Source organism: Microcoleus sp. S13C4 (assembly GCF_036700865.1).
In the GTDB taxonomy this organism is placed as follows: domain Bacteria; phylum Cyanobacteriota; class Cyanobacteriia; order Cyanobacteriales; family Microcoleaceae; genus Microcoleus.
Window position 1 is genome coordinate 1 of sequence record NZ_JAUBPS010000073.1, and the last position, 17,492, is coordinate 17,492.

Sequence of the window (17,492 nt, forward strand, 5' to 3'; positions counted from 1 at the left end):
CCCATTGTTTATACGTCCTTTTTTTCACATTTTGGCACAAAATGCAAGGGCTAATTGAGAATGGTGCAAGATCTCAGCTCAATCCTTACTAAATATGGGTTTCAGGCGGGTTGTCACCCCCCCAGCGCATAAATATAAGCTGTAGCGTTATTTATGCGCTGAGTTATTCACATCAGAGATTGAGCAACAGATAACAGTTGAATTTGTTTATACACCACCATATTCTCCGAATTTTAATTTAGTCGAATATCTAATTCATTTGTTCCGACTAAGACTACTACATCCGGATGCCAAGTGACAAAAGTATCGAGCAGGTTGAAATGCGAATAAAAACCTTTTTTTAAACCCAACAATTGCAGGCTCCCATCCAAATTGCCAACACGATTCAACATATTTATAACCTCATTCTATAGTCTTCTAGCGGGAAGGGAGTATATCGAGGTTGATTTTTTACTCGATTTATCCAACTTTTAATTGCGGGAAATCTCGTTAAGTCAAATCCGCCCTCACCCGCAACGTGAGTGTAAGCAAATAAACCGATGTCAGCAATAGTATAGCGATCGCCTACAAAAAAAGCATGGTTTGCTAAATGCTGTTCCATCACTCCTAAAGCAGCATAACCCGGTGCTTGTTTTTGTTGAAGTGCTTCCTGATATTCTTCAGCTTTTCCTGTCATGTACCAAAAGCGAGAAGTAGCAATAAAAGGTTCGTGGCTGTACTGTTCAAAAAATAACCACTGCATGACTTGACCGCGTTCAAATTTATCTGTTGGGAAAAAGTCAGTTGCTTCGCTCAAGTAAAACATAATTGCATTCGATTCAAAGAGAAATTTACCCGGTGCGATTTCTAACACCGGAATGCGGCCATTGGGATTTTTGACCAAAAATTCAGGTCTGCGGCTTTTTCCTTGGAGAATATTAATTTCTATGCGATCGAAGGGAATATTAAGTTGAGTTAAGAGTAAGCGAACTTTATAGCAATTGCCCGAGGGGGAATACTCGTAAAGTTTAAACATGAGTCTTGAGAAGATTTTACGTTCTTAAATTATCTCATAAATTAGATAATTTAAGCACGATGAGTTAACTGTTGTCTCCTAAAATTATTTTGGCGATCGGTGTCGATCGCCAAAACCAGCCACTTCTGCCAGCGTATAAAGCGGCCTGCCCTTCACCTCCTCGTAAATACGCCCTATATACTGGCCCAAAATCCCAATACTAACCAACTGCACCGCACCCAAAAAGAAAACGGCCATAATCACAATTGTCAAACCAGTTAATGCCGAACCTGCAGAGAAAAGACGCCAATACAAAACCAAAAAAGCCATCAAAACAGACACGAAAGCCGAAAATAAACCCAAATAAATCGACAGTTGCAGAGGAACTTTTGAAAAAGACACTAAACCGTTCATCGCCAAAGCAAAAGATTTACTGAACGTATACTTAACATCGCCAGCAAAACGCGGATCGCGTTCAAACTTAACCGCCGTTTGTTTAAAACCAATCCAAGCGCGCAATCCCCGAATGTAGCGGTTGCGTTCAGGCATGGCATTGAGTACGTCCACCACGCACCTATCCATCAAACAAAAATCTCCCGTATCTATGGGAATATCAACATCAGCAAGATTCCGCAAAATGCGATAATACATATAAGCTGGCAACCGCTTAAACCAACCTTCTTGACGGCGGTGAGTGCGCTGAGCGTAAACAACTTGATAGCCCTGCCGCCACTGTTCTACCATATCTATAATTAGCTCTGGCGGGTCTTGCAAATCGCCGTCCATGATGACTACAACTTGACCAGTAGAAAAGTTTAAGCCAGCAGTTACAGCTATTTGGTGGCCGAAATTGCGGGCAAAACTGAGATAACTAATTCGCGAGTCTTGTTCGTGCAATTTTCGCAAAAGTTCGAGAGAGCGATCGCGGCTACCATCATTGATTAAAATTAATTCTACTGGGCCGTCCATTCGAGCCATCACGGCACTAATTCGCCGATACAATTCAGCGAGATTTTCTTCTTCGTTATAGATAGGAATTACCAAAGAATACTTAGGTGTATCGTTCATTGCAGTTTCTGTTCAAAAATAGGCTTTTCAACCGTTAAATCAAAAGTTTCTTTTTCCCCACACACGCTGGCTGCTTCACGAGAGAGGTTCGGCACGTAATTTCGCTTTTTGAGCCAGACAACAGCAGTAGACAAAATAGCAGCTTACCAAAACTTATCTATTTTATTAAATACGAAAAATAAAGATACCATAAGACTGACGCACAGCGAAAACATTTGTTATCATAGATGTTTATTCAGACTAGAAAAGTTACAATCATAACCCATCGATTCAAAATTGCATGACAAATTCCAATGATCTTTGGCAAGCAAATCAAGACTTAAGCGAAGCTTGTCTGCAACATCCCTTTGTCAGAGGCATTGCTGACGGCAGCCTCCCCCAAAATAGTTTTGCATATTACGTTGCACAAGACGCATTTTTTCTGGGAGCATTCGCTCGCGCTTACAGTATCGCTGCTGCAAAAGCACCCGACTGGGAGGGGTTTGAAATTCTCCACAATCTCTGCAGCGGTGTTTTAGAAGAACTTCGGTTGCATCAAGGATATGCAGCCAAATGGGGGGTAAACTTGCAAGAGGCTAAACCGAAAATTGCTACCCGCCGCTACACAGATTTTTTATTAGCGACAGCCTGGGGAAGCGGTGTCGGTTTGACAGCAGCCGCGATGACTCCTTGCTTGCGGTTATATGCTTTTTTGGGACAGCAGCTAGCTAAACCTAATATACCGGAACACGCCTTTAGCGACTGGATTTTCACCTATAGCAGCCCTAATTTTGAGATTTTAGCAAAACGGCTGGAAAGTTTGGTCGATCGCTACGCAGAAGCTGGGTCGGAAGTAGAAGCAACCTATCGCTACGCTATGCTCTGTGAAAGAGACTTTTTTCAGGCAGCTTGGGAAAGAGAGTAAATTAAGTTTGGGCAAAAGATATTAAGAGCGATCGCCCCTAAGCTACCCACAGCCAACTAGCAAATCTCACGGAAACGTAAAGCAGAAATACGCCAAACAATCCCATCAACCCGTAACCCCAACGAGGCTTGGCCGCCAATAACAAGCCAAGACCTATTGACAGCGGCACAATACCGTAAGCGTAGCGCTCTACCGATTGTAACGCTCCCGAAGTAACCAGCAGGGCCAAAGAGCAAAAACCGAAGCAAATGATTGTAATGCTCAACCTTTTTCGTAAATACCACAACAAATAGCAACCGCCAAAAACCATCCCAACTTTAGTAGCAGCGTACAAGCGGAAACTGAAAAAGTTTTTAAATATTTCCAACCAAGTAGGCTGACCCCAGGCTTTTTGGATGTGAATAAATGCTAAAGGCTCTTCCAAATTAATAGCACAGTATAAAATAAATGAAAAGAACCCGATCCCGCTAGCAAAACCCGCAGTATAAGCGAGGGGAGGTCTTTTTTCCCTCCAAGCTGTCAGCAAAAAAGTAGGTATCAGGGCTACTCCTGGGCCTCTAGTAGCAGTCGTCAAAGCTCCCCAAAAAGCAGCCCAAATATACTCGCCCCTCTCAAAAGCTCGTAAAGCCGATGCTGTCAGGAACACAAACAATCCTTCTGTATACATGACAGTGCAAAATAGTGAGAACGGAGACCAAGCTAGCACAGCAGTTGTCCACTTCGCTGCACCAGCATCGTATCGCTCCTCTACCCAAAAGTACACCACCAATAACGCACCCAAAAACGCCAAAGAGTTGATTAATACCCCTGCAGCGTCGGCTCGCATTCCGAGGGTCATCAGCCCCCGAATTAGTAAGGGAAAAAGCGGATAGAAGGCAACGGAATGCTGCTGCCCGTCATTTGCATAGCTGTAGCCTAAATTAGCGATTTGGGTGTACCATTTACCGTCCCAATGCGAAAACAGTTCCCAGCCACTTTTGGGAAGGAAGCCACTGACAAAACCCAGAGGTGGCCAGGGATACACGGGCGGGTTCTTGCAGACTAAAGGAGCAATTACTTGCATCCCGATCGCAATTATGGATCGGCTCAGAAACCACATAGCAATTACAAAAATTAACCCGTCCCTGCTTTTGGAGCGCGGACGCGGAGGAATTACTTCTAGCCCTAAATCAGTATTTGTCATGGCTAAAGCAGCGCAAGACTCTAGATTTAAAATTAAAGTATAGTCCGCTGCCGAGCCATCGCCAAATATATACGTAAGTACACCCGTACTGCTAATTTTAACGTCCGAGTTTATTGGGAATCCCTTCGCAGCCGCCGGGAATAGTCTCTCTCGACTTCGAGCCGCACCAAGCGCAGCAGTAATAGCGCTGATCCTCCGACAGCCGCTTGACACCGGTGAAATCAACACGTTCAACCACAGCGCCGGTATGTTCACCCGTTTGATAGTTGGGAAATTCGGTACGGCTGCGGGGGGATGCAGTTTGTGCCGAGCCGTAGAATAATGCGGCACCTCTCATGTCGGCGCGAGCGAGATTGGCGTCGTACAAGACAGCGCGCGAGAGGTTGGCTTTCACTAAATCGCACTTGCTGAGATTAGCGCGGACGAGGTTGGCTTCGCTCAAATCCGTCCACCGCAAATCAGTGCCAGCCAGGTCAGCACCCGCTAACATGACATTGAGATCGATAACGCGGATACCGTGATCTCTATCTTCAGCGTAGCCACCGTCACCGTCAAGGATGGGGCGGCCTAAAAGCCGATCGCGCTTCAGAGGAGTAACCAATCTCGACTGCGACAAAAACCGCAGAATTTTAGCTTTACCTTCAGCATCTACACTGCTCATAATTGCAGCGGTGCGGCCTTCTGCGATCGCCCTTTCCTGCGGCCAGTCTTCCAAAAACCCTTGTTCGTCAAGAGCTAAGTCTGAAACCCCTTGAAAATAAGCATCGATCGTTTGCTGCTGCGTAATTCTGTTTTGCTGAATCGTCAAATCTTTCGAGATCACGTACTGCCGCCAAGCCACATAAACGCCTAAAATTGCGATCAAAATTTGGCCCAAAGCGCCGATCAGCTCGCCGAGAGCGCCGATGGCGTCCCAGTTGATTTGGATGTTGCGGCTTCCCGGTTCAGTATTAGTACCGCTGAGCATCAGCAAGCCAACAATCCCAGCTAAAAGCCCGAAGCAAGCGACGATCAGCGTTCGCCAAGTCGGCGGAATTACCTGCGCCCAGATTTTGCCCCAACTCGGCCACATCAGCCGCAGCGATATGCTGATCGCACCCACGGCGCCAATTAAGCCCAGCCAAATGTTGTCATTGGCCAGCCCAAAAATCATCGCTGCGATCAACCCCAGCGTCAGCACGGACCCCGACTTCTCAGTAGTCGTTTGTTCCGGCTGCTGCGGCAAAAAAACCTTGCGAGCTGGAGACGGTGGCACCGGTTTTTCGGGTTCAGCAGTAGCGACGATTATCCCTGATTCTGGTGGCACAGTAGGGCTCGCACCGTTCAGACTTTCTAAAGTCACGTTAGATTCAGGGCGAGTGGGTTGAGAAGAATTGTTTTCTGGTGTCATGCGTTGAGGCAAATTCTAATTTTAGCCGGTCATTAAAACGATTTTAACTAACTTTCGCAGGATTCTAGATAGCATTACAATAGAAATATCTACTAATTACACTCAAAGAGGTAACATACTATGACCCTGGTACTCCCCAATCTTCAAGAAAAACAAATGGGTCAAGTAATCACTACAATCACCGTCACGAATCGCATCGATCGAGTTATGGCAGAACGGGGATTTATTTCTGTTGAGGAAGTTCGGTCGGTTACCCTCGATAACGTTGTTGTCGATACCGGAACAACTCTGCTTTCCTTGCCAGCTCGCATTATTAGCCAGTTAGGCTTAATACAAGTAGGAGAAAGAGATGTAGAAACATCAGCGGGCATCAAAAAAGGTCGAATTTTTGCCGACGCTCAAATTATTGTAGAGGGGAGAGAATGGAGATTTGATTGTTTAGAGTTACCCGAAGGCGTTTCCGCTGTTTTGCTGGGCGTGATTCCCATGGAAGAACTGGGCTTAGAACCTGATTTAAAAAATCGACGGTTGCGAGTATTGCCGATGAACAATCAGCAAACGTATCTGATGGGTTAGTCGATCGGCGTTTACCCTAACACAAACCTCTCGCCTGGTATTCCTATCATCTCCAGTCAATTATCCGCCCTTCAAAATGTTTGTAGTGAGGACTAAACTCCTCATAAAATTTTGAGTAATTTATTCCTCATTACCAAGAAAATTTAGGTATTTTGGAGAAATTATATATTATTAACGGTGGCAAAAAATATATCTAAAAACCCAGTTTGTAGGTATATGTAAGTTTTTGACCCTACATCTGGCGAGCAGAATAAGCCTTGAGCAAATACACGCCAACCGTCCCAAACATCAAAACAATTATCCCCAAAACTAACTCCAGACTAAACCTTTGAGCATTGCCCAAAGCGACAAGAATTTGCTGCCGCACCACAAACGCCAACAGCCAGCAAATCTCCGCCTTCAGCCAAACCAAAAGGCCTCGCCCCAACAGATATTGCCGGTGAGCGTTCTCAGAAGTAATCTGTACCGGATAATTAAAAGTATGCCGATAGCGGGATACCGCAGTTAAAACCGCAAAAATAAGGGCCGCAACCGCGGGCATGAGCCAAATCGTCACCTTGTCGCCCCAAGCATCAGCCAGCCCCCCCAAGCCGAAATGAATCGGAATTTGATCGGGCAAAACCGCCCAAAACTTGACGATGAGCAAAACAGCCAGCAAAATCGCGATCGCACCCAAAAGCTCTACCGCCACTACAACAGGCGAAAGCCTCAGAGAAATAACCGGCCGTTGGTTTGGTGTGTTTCCAGTCATGGCTACTTAAAATTAGATTAATATTGAAAACAATAGTATTGGTTCCAATTTCATTCCCCAACAGCTTTCGTTGGGGGGTTCCCAACATCCCGCGAGGTTCTATGACGGCTCAGGTCTTGATTGAAAAGAAAAAGTTAGAAAAACCGCCCCTAACAATACACACATTAGGCGATCGCGTCCTCCGGCAGCCAGCTAAGCGCGTCAAAAGTGTCGATGCAGAAATTCGGCAGCTAGTCCGAGAAATGCTGCAAACCATGTACAGTGCCGACGGTATCGGTTTGGCCGCCCCCCAAGTCGGAGTCAACAAACAAGTAATCGTCCTCGACTGTGACCCGGAAAACCCCGCCACACCCCCAATGGTTTTGATCAATCCCACCATTAAAAGTAGCAGCAGCGATATCTGCATTTTGCAAGAAGGGTGTTTGAGCATTCCGGGAGTTTATTTAGAAGTCAAACGCCCAGAAGTCATTGAAGTCTCCTACCGCGACGAATACGGCCGCCCACAAACCCTGATAGCAACAGAGTTACTGTCTAGGGCAATTCAGCACGAAATGGATCACCTCAACGGAGTGCTATTTGTAGACAGAGTAGAAAACAAGCTTGCACTGAATGAAGCATTAGTCAAGCATAAATTTTCCCCCAAGGCAGTAAAATCAGTATGATGGCAGGAACTCCGAAAAGTGGTTTACTCTTAGCTCTTTCGTGCATCACTGCGATCGCGGCAGTCGGCTCCATCTTTGAGCTGTCATCGGGAGAAGCTCAACTTGGCAATTTAGTCACGGGCATCATCCTCGCCCTGAGCGTACCGCTAACTGGCATATTTTTCTATGCAGCCGTTCAGGATGCCAGGGCAAATCTATAGGCAGAGTTATTAGTCATGAGTTATTAGTCATTAGACATCTCCAGAAAAGTAGGTTTTGGGCAGGCAGGATGCCTAACCCCTAATCTCCACAAGAATTTTTGGAGATGTCTATTAGTCATTAGTTAGCACCTAACAACTAATAACTGTGGCATAAAAATAGCGGATAAATAACATCAGCTAACAGCTCGCGAACTCATCACTAATCACTGTGGAATAAAGACTGCCCAAAAATAACATCAGCTAACAGCTCGCGAACTCATCACTAATGACTGATGACTGATGACTCATAACTCATGACTAATGAAATCGGATTTCTGCGACAAGTGCCAGCCAAAGACGCTGTGGGAACGCCAGCATCCAAGTACCAACTTTGTGAAGATGGGGAATTGGTCATCGGACGCGATCGCAATTGTCAAATAACTTTAGAGTCGATCGGTCACGGCATGGTTTCGCGTCGCCACGCCATGATCCGTCCCCTAACCCAGGGTACTTTGACGAGATGGGAAATTTGCGACCTCAACAGCGCTAACGGAACTTATATCAACGGAAAAAAGCTCTCTGGCTGCCAAACTTTAGAAACAGGCGATCGCATCAGTCTCGGCCTTGACGGCCCTGAATTTATATTTGAATCTCCCGTAACCCCTTACCAAAATCAACCCGGATTCCGTGCACCACAAACGGGCAATTTTGCTGGTAGCGAAAAAGATGCTCTCACTTTAACTCAATTATTCCCGATCGCCTCCACTGGCAAACAATTAAGCCAAAAAGCTTACTTATATCCAGGTATCGCCACAGTTATTGTTGTCGTGTCGATGTTTGTAGCCGTTGGAAATTCCGCAGCATTCAACTTACTGCTGTCAGCTTACCTCGCCGGTGCGGCTTACTACTTTATCTATCAACTGTGCGGCAAACACAAGCCTTGGTGGGTATTGCTTGGTTCGGCTTTAGCTACAGTCCTGATTGTGATCAGCCCCTTATTAATTGGATTTATATTAGTATTTAGAGAAATTTTGCCCGGTCGCCTGCCAACCGAAGGCGAAGCAATCAGTTTTTTGCCTTTTTTGACCCGAATGTTTTTCGGGGCGGGTCTGATGGAAGAATTGCTGAAAGCCCTGCCCGTTTTGGGAGCGATGCTGCTGGGAAATTGGCTCAAAAATCCGTGGCGCGATCGAATCGGTGTTTGGGAACCTTTAGACGGAATTCTGTTAGGAAGTGCCTCGGCAGTCGGCTTTACACTGTTAGAAACTCTGGGACAGTACGTTCCCAATGTCATCCAAAATGTCACCCTGCAAGCAGGGGCCGAGGCGGGACAATTAGTAGGATTGCAGTTGCTCATTCCCCGCATTTTGGGTTCCGCTGCCGGACACATGGCTTACAGTGGCTATTTGGGATATTTTATCGGTTTGAGCGCCCTCAAACCCAGGAAGCGCTGGCAAATTTTGGGCGTAGGGTATTTCAGTGCTTCCGCACTTCACGCTTTGTGGAATGCGTCAGGAGCCGCCAGCGTACTTTTGCTGGCGTTGGTGGGAGTTTTGTCCTATGCGTTTTTGGTAGCCGCGATTTTGAAAGCCAGAGCTCTGTCTCCGAATCGAGAGCAAAATTTTGCAACTCGAATATTTTCTGAAGGTAGAAGGTAGGAGATCAAGTTTTGAATTTTAAGGTTGTTTCCTTCCTCTGGCAATTTTGAGGTCACGTAATTCGACCCTCCTTTACCATAAAGTGTACCTTGTGTCAATTAATAATTTCTACAAATTTTACCGTCTACCGTCAGCCGTCAGCCTTCTGTCGTCTTGATCCTTCCTTCTCTTAGAAATTCTTCACAAATAGTTTGACTGTGGTACTATCTGGATGGCTGTGAGTAGCTGAGGGAAGCCAAGGGGCTTGATTCCTGTGGTGGTGGAGGAGAATCCAGGAGTGCTAGATAGGATGTCATTGGGATACGCAAACGTTTTCGCCCAGCGAAGTCAACCTGAACCCCTCCGCATTGGGGTGATTGGGGTTGGCAATATGGGCCAGCACCACACGCGAGTTCTGAGCTTGCTAAAAGATATCGAACTCGTGGGTGTTGCAGACATAAATGTAGAGCGGGGAATAGATGTAGCAAGCAAATACCGGGTTCGCTTCTTTGAAGACTACCGAGATTTGCTCGCCCACGTAGATGCAGTTTGCGTCGCCGTTCCAACTCGCCTGCATCACCCTGTGGGGATGTCTTGTCTCCAAGCGGGTGTTCACGTTTTAATTGAAAAGCCGATCGCGGCTAGCATTGCCGAAGCCGAATCTTTGGTCAACGCGGCTGCTGAGGCCCACCGGATTTTACAAGTGGGTCACATCGAGCGCTTCAATCCAGCTTTTCAGGAACTCGGCAAAGTGCTGAAAACTGAAGAGTTACTGGCATTGGAAGCTCACCGGATGAGTCCCTATTCCCAGCGGGCTAACGACGTATCGGTAGTTTTGGATTTAATGATCCACGACATCGACTTGCTCCTGGAATTGGCAGATTCCCAAGTGGTGAAGCTGACGGCCAGCGGCAGCAGGGCCTCAGATTCAGGTTATTTAGACTACGTGACAGCGACGCTGAACTTTGCTAACGGCATTGTCGCCACCTTGACTGCCAGTAAGGTGACGCACCGCAAACTCCGTTCAATCGTGGCTCACTGCAAAAATTCTCTGACAGAGGCAGATTTTCTCAACAACGAAATCTTGATTCACCGACAAACAACCGCCAATTACGTGACGGATTACGGTCAGGTGCTTTACCGTCAAGATGGGTTGATCGAGAAAGTTTACACCAGCAATATTGAACCGCTCCACGCAGAATTGGAGCATTTTATTAATTGCGTGCGGGGTGGAAATCAGCCTTCTGTGGGAGGAGAACAAGCTCTGAAAGCTCTGCGACTTGCGAGTTCGATCGAGCAAATGGCTCTCGACGGTCAAGCTTGGTATCCGAAAGAGCTAGAGTCTACTTTGCAAGTTAGCTAAATCGAGACAAATCCTGTCGTTTCCGGGTGCTTTTACAGTTTGGGTTTGTTGTTCGTTGAAGAGGGTAACTGTTCCCATGCAACCGGATTCGATGTCAGTCGATTTGAGATTGGACAATTCGGCGTGAGAAGTTCGGCGAGTGCGAGCGTCGAGTTGCGCTCAGTCGAACGATTTTAGATCTTAAGATTGACTCCGCAGATGAATGTGGGGGCTTGAACTAAGGTTTAAAGTTTTTTGCTCTCGACAACAGAAGTCGTGGGCAAGTATCCGTCTTTAGGTGAAGTCACGATTTATGCCAAAAAAAAGCGACTATTTGACGACTGATGGTTTTGCTAACTAGCTGATTTCCTTGAGGACTCAGGTGAATGCTGTCTCGATACAAAGTTGGAAATTCGGCCGCACAATTGAAAATGGGAAGAAAATCTATGTAAGTAATTTTCTCTGTTTCTACGAGTTCGGCGAGACGCGCTCTAGCATTGACTTCCCAGTCGCGAGGGCCCGGGCCGCCGAGTTCACCCCGCTTCGGCGTGACGGCTAGCAAAAACTCGACGTTGGCGGATACAGCTATTTTCTGGATTTGGCGAATAGCTTCTAAGTTGCAGGCTACTACATCGCCGCTTGTAGCTACGGCTGGTGGTAATGGGGCAGCCGGCGCTGCAGGGAGCAGGTAGCGGCTGAATAACTCTAGCGTAGCCGATCGGGGTTTGTGATCCGGGTAAGATCGATCGCGCCCCACAACCCGAGGACAGGGAGCCGATGCAAAAAAATCGTCCGTATTGAGCAGCAACACCACAGCATTTGCCCCAAAAACACCAAACCGCTTGGCGTAAGCAAGTTGATTCCTCGGCCCCCAAGAATTGGCTGAGGCGTTGAGAACTTCAAAATCTGAATAGTTGACTTGTGAACCTAATTGTGCATCGCTCGCCCGATTCTGTACTTGCAGTCTCAAATCCCGAGCCATAATTTCCGAGATCGTATCTGTCTGATGTGTCCACCAACCGCCGTTGGCGACAGAATCTCCCAACAGCAAGACGCGCAGAGTTTCTGGAGGGGGTATCGGGGCGATCGATCCAGTACGCATCGAATACTCGTTAATCTCAATCCGGTTAGCCAAGCGGCGCACCTTCTGGTTGGGCGCCAACAAATAGCCGCACTCGGCATCGGCAATGTAAATCAAGGGATTGCCAAAACCCAGCAGCACCCGCAGCATCACTTCGATTGCTGCCCACAATCCTGCGGTGACAGCCAAAATTATGAGAAAAACTTTCACCACTTAACCTCGATAAAGAAGGAAAAACCCCTGCCGACACCAAGGTATAAAAAAGAATGCAACTGCAGTCAAACTCTCAACCCGGATTGTAGTCAGTCGATTTTAGATTAAAGATTAAAGCATGGACTCCACAGATGAACCTGGGAAATCTCCCTAAAATCTAAACTTTTTTGGCTTTTGAGGACTCGTGCCTTGAAGCAAGTATCCCTCTTGGAGTGAGGTAAGTAGGTGGTCCTTGTAAAATCTCAAATCTAAAATCTAAAATGTTATGCCGTCGGGCTTTGAGCAACTTGGCAACCCGATTAAGTCAACCGAATCGCCCTCGTGGATATAGAATTCTAGAATATACCGTCAAAATCCGCCGTCAGCCGTCAGTGAACTTGGTGGTTTCAGGAAAATCCGTGGACTTAAAACAAATATTCAAAACGCCGAATCCCATAATCGGTGTCGTACATTTACAGCCTTTGCCAACTTCTCCCCGCTGGGGCGGAAACCTCAAAGCTATTATCGGAAGAGCCGAGCAAGAGGCTACAGCGCTGGCTTCTGGTGGCGCAAACGGTATCATAGTCGAGAACTTTTTCGACGCTCCTTTTGCTAAAGACAGCGTAGATCCGGCGGTGGTAAGTGCGATGACTCTGGTAGTTGAGAGGCTAACAAATCTCGTGACGCTGCCGATCGGCGTTAACGTGCTGCGAAACGACGCCCACAGCGCGATCGCCATCGCCTCCTGCACAGGAGCTCAATTCATCCGCGTCAACGTCCTCAACGGCATCATGGCTACAGACCAAGGCTTAATTGAAGGCCAAGCTCACCAGCTACTGCGCTACCGCCGGGAATTGGGCAGCGATGTCAAAATATTAGCAGACGTGTTAGTCAAGCACGGGCGCCCCCTAGGCAGCCCCAACTTGACCACAGCCGTTCAAGAGACGATCGGGCGAGCTTTAGCCGACGCCGTAATCCTTTCCGGCTGGACAACGGGTAGCCCTCCCAATCTCGAAGACTTAGAACTCGCGAGTGCAGCAGCAGCGGGAATTCCAGTTTTCATCGGCAGCGGCGCCTCGTGGGAAAACATTTCCACCCTCATGCAGGCCGCTGACGGCGTAATCGTATCGAGTTCCCTGAAGCGAAACGGCCGCATCGAGCAGCCAATCGATCCGATCCGCGTCAGTCAGTTTGTAGAAGCCGCCCGCCGTAGCTTGTCACAGAAAGAACGCGAACAGGAAAACAGAGACGCTAATGGCTCAAGAGGGCCCACACCGGAACCGGGCAAAGTCACAAGTAAAACGTAAAATGAGAATAGTTGACTGTTGGCAGTTGGCAGTAGTCATCAGTTATCAGTTATCAGTCATTAGTTAACAATTAACAGTCATTAGTCAACAGTCAACAATTCCCAATTCCCCCATTACCAAATCAAAAAATGATTCGCCGACGTTCAACCCCTTGGATTCATCGCTGGTCTAGGACTCTGATGGCAGCGATCGCAGCCATAGGCGTCGTAGAAACGGCCTATCTCACGATCGCTAAATTCACGACTGGCTCGGTCATTTGTCCCACCAGCGGCTGTGACAAAGTTCTCAACAGTCCCTACGCTACAGTCTTTGGCACAGTGCCTTTAAGTTTGTTAGGCTGTCTAGCTTACCTGAGCATAGCAATCCTGGCATGGGCTCCCAAAGCTGTAAATCCCGACACCAAGAAAGGACTGCACTCTCAACTAGAAAATAAAACTTGGCAAGCGCTATTTATCATCACCGCTGCGATGGTAATTTTCAGCAGCTATTTGATCTATTTGATGGCTTTTGAAATTCAGGATCTGTGTATTTATTGCGTCACTTCTGCCTTATTTTCGCTGTCGCTGTTTGTGCTGGTGCTAGTCGGGCGCGAGTGGGAAGATATCGGACAGTTGGTGTTTACAGGCATTTTGGTGGCAATGGTGAGTTCGATCGGTGCCTTGGGACTTTATAACAGCGTCAACTCACCTCCTCCTATTGTCTCTACCGCCGGAATTGAACCCCCTGCCGTCACTACAACCTCCGGCCCGGCACAACTTGCTTTAGCCCGCCACCTCCGACAAATCGGCGCTAAAGAGTACGGCGCTTACTGGTGTCCCCACTGCCACGACCAAAAAATACTGTTCGGTCAACAAGCCGCCAAAATAATTGATTATTTTGAATGCGATCCCAGGGGGCAAAATTCCCGCGCTGAAATTTGCCAAGCTGCTGCTGCGAATGTTAAAGGTTTCCCGACTTGGGAGATTAATGGTCAGTTTTATTCGGGGACACAATCTTTGGATAAACTCGCTGATTTATCGGGTTACACCGGCCCGCGCAACTTTCAAAACTAACAGAAAAGTTGGAGATTAGAGATGACAGATTTTAGATTGATTGGCAGGAAATATCCTGGTTTTTAACTTAGTTTATCGTTGCCTCGTTGCGAAATTAATCTAAAATCTCGCATCTATAATCTATAATAAATAAAAAAATAGTAAGAATTAGTCAGAAAGAAAAATTTTAAAACAAGTTGTGGGTTTTTAGTATTTAGATCAGTGAATTACTACTAAAACTTTTACATAAAAATGCAAGAAACCGGGTTTTTGCTTCCAGAATGATTGTTGAAATGGCATATTTGGGTTGCGGAACCGATTTTCTGCTCTTGCAGCCCGCTCGCACCGAAAAACCAAAAAATTGGATAATCTAAAATCTAAAATCTAAAGTCGATCAATTCGCCCGCACCGAAAAACCAAAAAATTGGATAATCTAAAATCTAAAGTCGATCAATTCGCCCGCACCGAAAAACCAAAAAATTGGATAATCTAAAATCTAAAATCTAAAATCTAAAATCGACTGAGCCGATCGCCCCGGAGATGTAAAACCGATACGTAGTAGTAGTTTAGATGCTCAAAGGGCGAGGTCCAAATCCCCAAAATATGCTAGAAACTATCAAAAAATGGGTCGATCAAGAACGCCGAGTATTGATTACTGCGAGTGCCGTTGCTACTACGGTCATTTTAATGCGCTGGTTTGGATGTTTTCAGGTGTGGGAATGGGCTGCTTTCGACCACTTTGTGCGCTGGCGGCCGGCCGAACCCATTGACTCGCGCATCGTCATTGTAGAAATTAAGGAAGCTGACTTGCAAAAATACGGCTACCCAATTTCGGATGCTGTCTTGGCCCAATTGCTGCAAAAATTGCACGCGGGCAAGCCGCGGGCGATCGGCCTCGACATTTACCGAGATTTGCCAACTCAACCGGGTAACGCCGAATTGCTCAAAAGTTTTAAAACTATTCCCAACTTAATCGGCATTGAGTTGATGCCAGACGAAACCCGCTTCGGAGTTCGCCCGCCTCCGGTACTTGACAAGCTCGATCGAATTGGTTTCAACAACGTTGTCATCGACGCTGACTCAAAAGTCCGGCGAACTTTGCTCTACGCTTGGCCCGGAGACGGCAAAACTCATCAAAGTTTCGCACTCAGACTGGCTTTGCTTTACCTCAAAAGCGAAGGGATTTCCCCTCAACGAGCAAGAATCAATCCTAAATACTTGCAGTTAGGCAAGGGGGTTTTTCGGCCTTTTCAACCGAATGACGGTGCTTACGTTCGATCGGACAGCCGTGGCTATCAAATTTTGACCAACCTGCGCGGCCCGCGAGGCAGTTTTCGCACTGCATCGATGAGCGATGTCCTCTCTGGCACAGTAACTGCTGATTTTGTACGATCGCGCGTTGTCTTGATCGGCTCAAATGCCCCCAGCCTCAGAGACTTTTACCAAAATGCTTACAGTTCAGGTTGGTTTTCTCCTCCCCAGCAAATACCTGGAGTCGAGCTTCAGGCTCATTTCTTGAGCCAAATTTTGAGTGCGGCACTCGACGGGCGCGGGGGTATCCATGTCTGGCCAGAGGCTGCGGAGTTGCTGTGGATTTTACTTTGGTCTTGGGCGGGAGCAAATGTGAGTTGGAATTTGCGATCGCTTGGTCGATCGGCTTACTGTTTATTAAGTATCTGTCTAAGTCTGAGTGCCACTTTATACTTAGCATTTTTAGCAGGTTGGTGGCTACCGTTAATTCCTCCAATCCTCAGTCTTGTGGGTTCTGGTGCTGCAGTTGTGGGTTATCTGGCTCACTTACAAGAAGAATTAAAACGGTCTAAAGAATTTTTACAATCACTAATCGATACAATTCCCGACCCCATTTTTGTCAAAGATCGAAATCACCGCTGCGTAGTTTTGAATCAGGCATATTGTCGGTTTATTGGCTATCCTTTAGAAATTTTAACTTGCCGAACCGATTACGATTTATTTCCCCAAGCCGAAGCCGAGATATTTTGGCAGCAAAACGAATTAGTATTTCAAACTCACCAGCCGCGAGAAAATGAAGAATATTTTACTGACGCTCACGGAGTTACGCATCTAATTGCGACTAAAAGATCCCTGCATAAAGATGCTGCCGGCAACCTATTTTTAGTCGGAGCAATCAGAGATATTACCGAGCGCCAACTTCGGGCAAATGCCCTAGAACAAAAAAATGCTGAGCTCAGCCACCAAGCTTATCACGATGCTCTTACCGGTTTGCCCAACCGCCAAATGTTCTACGAATGCTTGCATCGGTCTCTAGAAATAGCCTCCAGCACTCAGGAATTGGTAGCTTTACTCTTTTTAGATTTAGATGGGTTTAAGTCAATCAACGACACTCTCGGACACAATGTGGGCGATTTACTCTTAAAAACAGTTGCCAGTCGGCTCAAAAAATGCTTGCGCGGCAGCGATACAATCTCCCGGTTGGGCGGGGACGAGTTCACAGTCATTTTGCCCGCAATTCCCGGTCGTGAGGAAGCTGCGAAAGTAGCTGAAAAAATTTGCGATGCCATCATGCAGCCTTTTATTTTAGAAGAACATACAGTTTCTGTAACTACCAGTATTGGCATTAGTTTATATCCCATTGACGGTCAGGAGCCAGAGGTTTTAGTTAAGAATGCCGATGCTGCGATGTATCGTGCTAAGGAACGCGGCAAAAATCAATATCAATTTTCTTAATTAATACCTGTTTCAATAAATAATGCAAGCGTAGGTCAGCTCCAAACCACGAGCTTCATAAGTCATTTCTAATCCTTCAATTTTTTAATCTAAAATTTCAATACTTCGGACAAAATTTGAGCATTTTTTAGACCTCAAACCATAATTCAGCCGTGGGGCGATATTATTTTCAGGCCTCAGATGTACAGCTAACTTTGAAAAAATAGCTCGCTCCTGAAACCGTAACTCCTCTAAACTTTTTGAAACCGTTCAAAAAATGTCCGAAGAAGTGAAATTAATAATATAAACTCCTATAATCTGTCATCTGTCATTAGATAGACTTACAAAAGAGATAAAAGTTATTACAGCAAATTGCCGTCTCATCTCAATCAGGACTAAAGCAAAAAATGGTTTGACGTGCTACTTATAGCGGTAATGTGCTTAGGTTTAACGCTACATATAGAGGTTTTGGGTTCAATACTGTAAATGTTAAAAAATATTAAAAGATTC

General features: G+C 46.4%; 17 protein-coding genes. 10 read left to right on the forward strand and 7 right to left on the reverse strand.

Translation table 11 applies throughout. The features are described 5' to 3' along the window. The first annotated feature begins 190 nt into the window (after positions 1 to 190). A complete protein-coding gene (locus tag QT996_RS28730) occupies positions 191 to 298 on the forward strand; it encodes a transposase (protein ID WP_445304592.1) in 108 nt (35 codons plus the stop codon). Positions 299 to 394: 96 nt separating this feature from the next. On the opposite strand, the gene QT996_RS23530 is transcribed toward QT996_RS28730, so the two are convergent. The 3 genes from QT996_RS23530 to QT996_RS23540 all read right to left on the reverse strand — a co-directional run bounded on the left by QT996_RS23530 (position 395) and on the right by QT996_RS23540 (position 2,196). Then, positions 395 to 1,015: a glutathione S-transferase family protein gene (locus QT996_RS23530; RefSeq protein WP_333049444.1), complete on the reverse strand. Its 621-nt coding sequence runs from the start codon at positions 1,013 to 1,015 to the stop codon at positions 395 to 397. Positions 1,016 to 1,099: 84 nt separating this feature from the next. After that, the gene (locus QT996_RS23535; protein ID WP_333049446.1) at positions 1,100 to 2,062 is read right to left on the reverse strand and encodes a glycosyltransferase family 2 protein; all 963 of its coding nucleotides are present in this window, start codon (positions 2,060 to 2,062) and stop codon (positions 1,100 to 1,102) included. Then, a complete protein-coding gene (locus QT996_RS23540) occupies positions 2,059 to 2,196 on the reverse strand; it encodes a hypothetical protein (protein ID WP_333049447.1) in 138 nt (45 codons plus the stop codon). The genes QT996_RS23535 and QT996_RS23540 overlap by 4 nt, the downstream gene beginning before the upstream one ends. 146 nt (positions 2,197 to 2,342) lie before the next feature. Between QT996_RS23540 and QT996_RS23545 the strand changes: the two genes are divergently transcribed. Then, positions 2,343 to 2,966, forward strand: a complete 624-nt coding sequence (locus QT996_RS23545) for a TenA family protein (protein ID WP_333049448.1) — start codon at positions 2,343 to 2,345, stop codon at positions 2,964 to 2,966. A gap of 37 nt (positions 2,967 to 3,003) precedes the next feature. Here QT996_RS23545 and QT996_RS23550 read toward each other — a convergent pair whose 3' ends face one another. Both QT996_RS23550 and QT996_RS23555 read right to left on the reverse strand, forming a co-directional pair. After that, positions 3,004 to 4,149 (reverse strand): mannosyltransferase family protein, encoded by a 1,146-nt coding sequence (locus QT996_RS23550; protein WP_333049449.1) that lies wholly within the window; start codon positions 4,147 to 4,149, stop codon positions 3,004 to 3,006. Between the two features lie 97 nt (positions 4,150 to 4,246). Continuing rightward, on the reverse strand, positions 4,247 to 5,539 hold the full coding sequence (locus tag QT996_RS23555) for a pentapeptide repeat-containing protein (protein WP_333049450.1): 1,293 nt from the start codon (positions 5,537 to 5,539) through the stop codon (positions 4,247 to 4,249). A 120-nt stretch (positions 5,540 to 5,659) separates the two neighbouring features. On the opposite strand from QT996_RS23555, the gene QT996_RS23560 reads away from it, so the two are divergent. Continuing rightward, a complete protein-coding gene (locus tag QT996_RS23560; RefSeq protein WP_333049451.1) occupies positions 5,660 to 6,115 on the forward strand; it encodes an aspartyl protease in 456 nt (151 codons plus the stop codon). 232 nt (positions 6,116 to 6,347) lie between these two features. On the opposite strand, the gene QT996_RS23565 is transcribed toward QT996_RS23560, so the two are convergent. Continuing rightward, a complete protein-coding gene (locus QT996_RS23565) occupies positions 6,348 to 6,866 on the reverse strand; it encodes a DUF1648 domain-containing protein (protein WP_333049452.1) in 519 nt (172 codons plus the stop codon). A gap of 101 nt (positions 6,867 to 6,967) precedes the next feature. Here QT996_RS23565 and def point away from each other — a divergent pair, with 101 nt between their 5' ends. The 4 genes from def (at position 6,968) to QT996_RS23585 (ending at position 10,707) form a co-directional block, all read left to right on the forward strand. Next, positions 6,968 to 7,528, forward strand: coding sequence for a peptide deformylase (gene def / locus QT996_RS23570; RefSeq protein ID WP_333049453.1), 561 nt, complete (start codon positions 6,968 to 6,970; stop codon positions 7,526 to 7,528). Then, positions 7,528 to 7,728: a hypothetical protein gene (locus tag QT996_RS23575; RefSeq protein ID WP_199292547.1), complete on the forward strand. Its 201-nt coding sequence runs from the start codon at positions 7,528 to 7,530 to the stop codon at positions 7,726 to 7,728. The genes def and QT996_RS23575 overlap by 1 nt, the downstream gene beginning before the upstream one ends. Positions 7,729 to 8,021: 293 nt before the next feature. Next, positions 8,022 to 9,365: a PrsW family glutamic-type intramembrane protease gene (locus tag QT996_RS23580; RefSeq protein ID WP_333049455.1), complete on the forward strand. Its 1,344-nt coding sequence runs from the start codon at positions 8,022 to 8,024 to the stop codon at positions 9,363 to 9,365. A 289-nt stretch (positions 9,366 to 9,654) separates the two neighbouring features. Continuing rightward, positions 9,655 to 10,707 (forward strand): Gfo/Idh/MocA family protein, encoded by a 1,053-nt coding sequence (locus QT996_RS23585; RefSeq protein ID WP_015178266.1) that lies wholly within the window; start codon positions 9,655 to 9,657, stop codon positions 10,705 to 10,707. 283 nt (positions 10,708 to 10,990) lie between these two features. On the opposite strand, the gene QT996_RS23590 is transcribed toward QT996_RS23585, so the two are convergent. After that, positions 10,991 to 11,977, reverse strand: a complete 987-nt coding sequence (locus tag QT996_RS23590; RefSeq protein WP_333049457.1) for an SGNH/GDSL hydrolase family protein — start codon at positions 11,975 to 11,977, stop codon at positions 10,991 to 10,993. 401 nt (positions 11,978 to 12,378) lie between these two features. On the opposite strand from QT996_RS23590, the gene btpA reads away from it, so the two are divergent. The 3 genes from btpA to QT996_RS23605 all read left to right on the forward strand — a co-directional run bounded on the left by btpA (position 12,379) and on the right by QT996_RS23605 (position 17,003). Beyond that, on the forward strand, positions 12,379 to 13,266 hold the full coding sequence (gene btpA, locus QT996_RS23595; protein ID WP_138921119.1) for a photosystem I biogenesis protein BtpA: 888 nt from the start codon (positions 12,379 to 12,381) through the stop codon (positions 13,264 to 13,266). A gap of 128 nt (positions 13,267 to 13,394) precedes the next feature. Further along, positions 13,395 to 14,318: a vitamin K epoxide reductase family protein gene (locus QT996_RS23600; RefSeq protein ID WP_333049459.1), complete on the forward strand. Its 924-nt coding sequence runs from the start codon at positions 13,395 to 13,397 to the stop codon at positions 14,316 to 14,318. A gap of 549 nt (positions 14,319 to 14,867) precedes the next feature. Then, positions 14,868 to 17,003, forward strand: a complete 2,136-nt coding sequence (locus QT996_RS23605) for a CHASE2 domain-containing protein (protein ID WP_445304590.1) — start codon at positions 14,868 to 14,870, stop codon at positions 17,001 to 17,003. Positions 17,004 to 17,492: the final 489 nt, after the last annotated feature.

Excerpts from the sequence above, each read along its gene's own strand:
- QT996_RS23530 (WP_333049444.1), bottom strand. The coding sequence starts at position 1,015 with ATGTTTAAACTTTACGAGTATTCCCCCTCGGGCAATTGCTATAAAGTT.
- QT996_RS23535 (WP_333049446.1), bottom strand. The coding sequence starts at position 2,062 with ATGAACGATACACCTAAGTATTCTTTGGTAATTCCTATCTATAACGAA.
- QT996_RS23545 (WP_333049448.1), top strand. The coding sequence starts at position 2,343 with ATGACAAATTCCAATGATCTTTGGCAAGCAAATCAAGACTTAAGCGAA.
- QT996_RS23550 (WP_333049449.1), bottom strand. The coding sequence starts at position 4,149 with ATGACAAATACTGATTTAGGGCTAGAAGTAATTCCTCCGCGTCCGCGC.
- QT996_RS23555 (WP_333049450.1), bottom strand. The coding sequence starts at position 5,539 with ATGACACCAGAAAACAATTCTTCTCAACCCACTCGCCCTGAATCTAAC.
- QT996_RS23560 (WP_333049451.1), top strand. The coding sequence starts at position 5,660 with ATGACCCTGGTACTCCCCAATCTTCAAGAAAAACAAATGGGTCAAGTA.
- QT996_RS23565 (WP_333049452.1), bottom strand. The coding sequence starts at position 6,866 with ATGACTGGAAACACACCAAACCAACGGCCGGTTATTTCTCTGAGGCTT.
- def (WP_333049453.1), top strand. The coding sequence starts at position 6,968 with ATGACGGCTCAGGTCTTGATTGAAAAGAAAAAGTTAGAAAAACCGCCC.
- QT996_RS23575 (WP_199292547.1), top strand. The coding sequence starts at position 7,528 with ATGGCAGGAACTCCGAAAAGTGGTTTACTCTTAGCTCTTTCGTGCATC.
- QT996_RS23580 (WP_333049455.1), top strand. The coding sequence starts at position 8,022 with ATGACTAATGAAATCGGATTTCTGCGACAAGTGCCAGCCAAAGACGCT.
- QT996_RS23585 (WP_015178266.1), top strand. The coding sequence starts at position 9,655 with ATGTCATTGGGATACGCAAACGTTTTCGCCCAGCGAAGTCAACCTGAA.
- QT996_RS23600 (WP_333049459.1), top strand. The coding sequence starts at position 13,395 with ATGATTCGCCGACGTTCAACCCCTTGGATTCATCGCTGGTCTAGGACT.
- QT996_RS23605 (WP_445304590.1), top strand. The coding sequence starts at position 14,868 with ATGCTCAAAGGGCGAGGTCCAAATCCCCAAAATATGCTAGAAACTATC.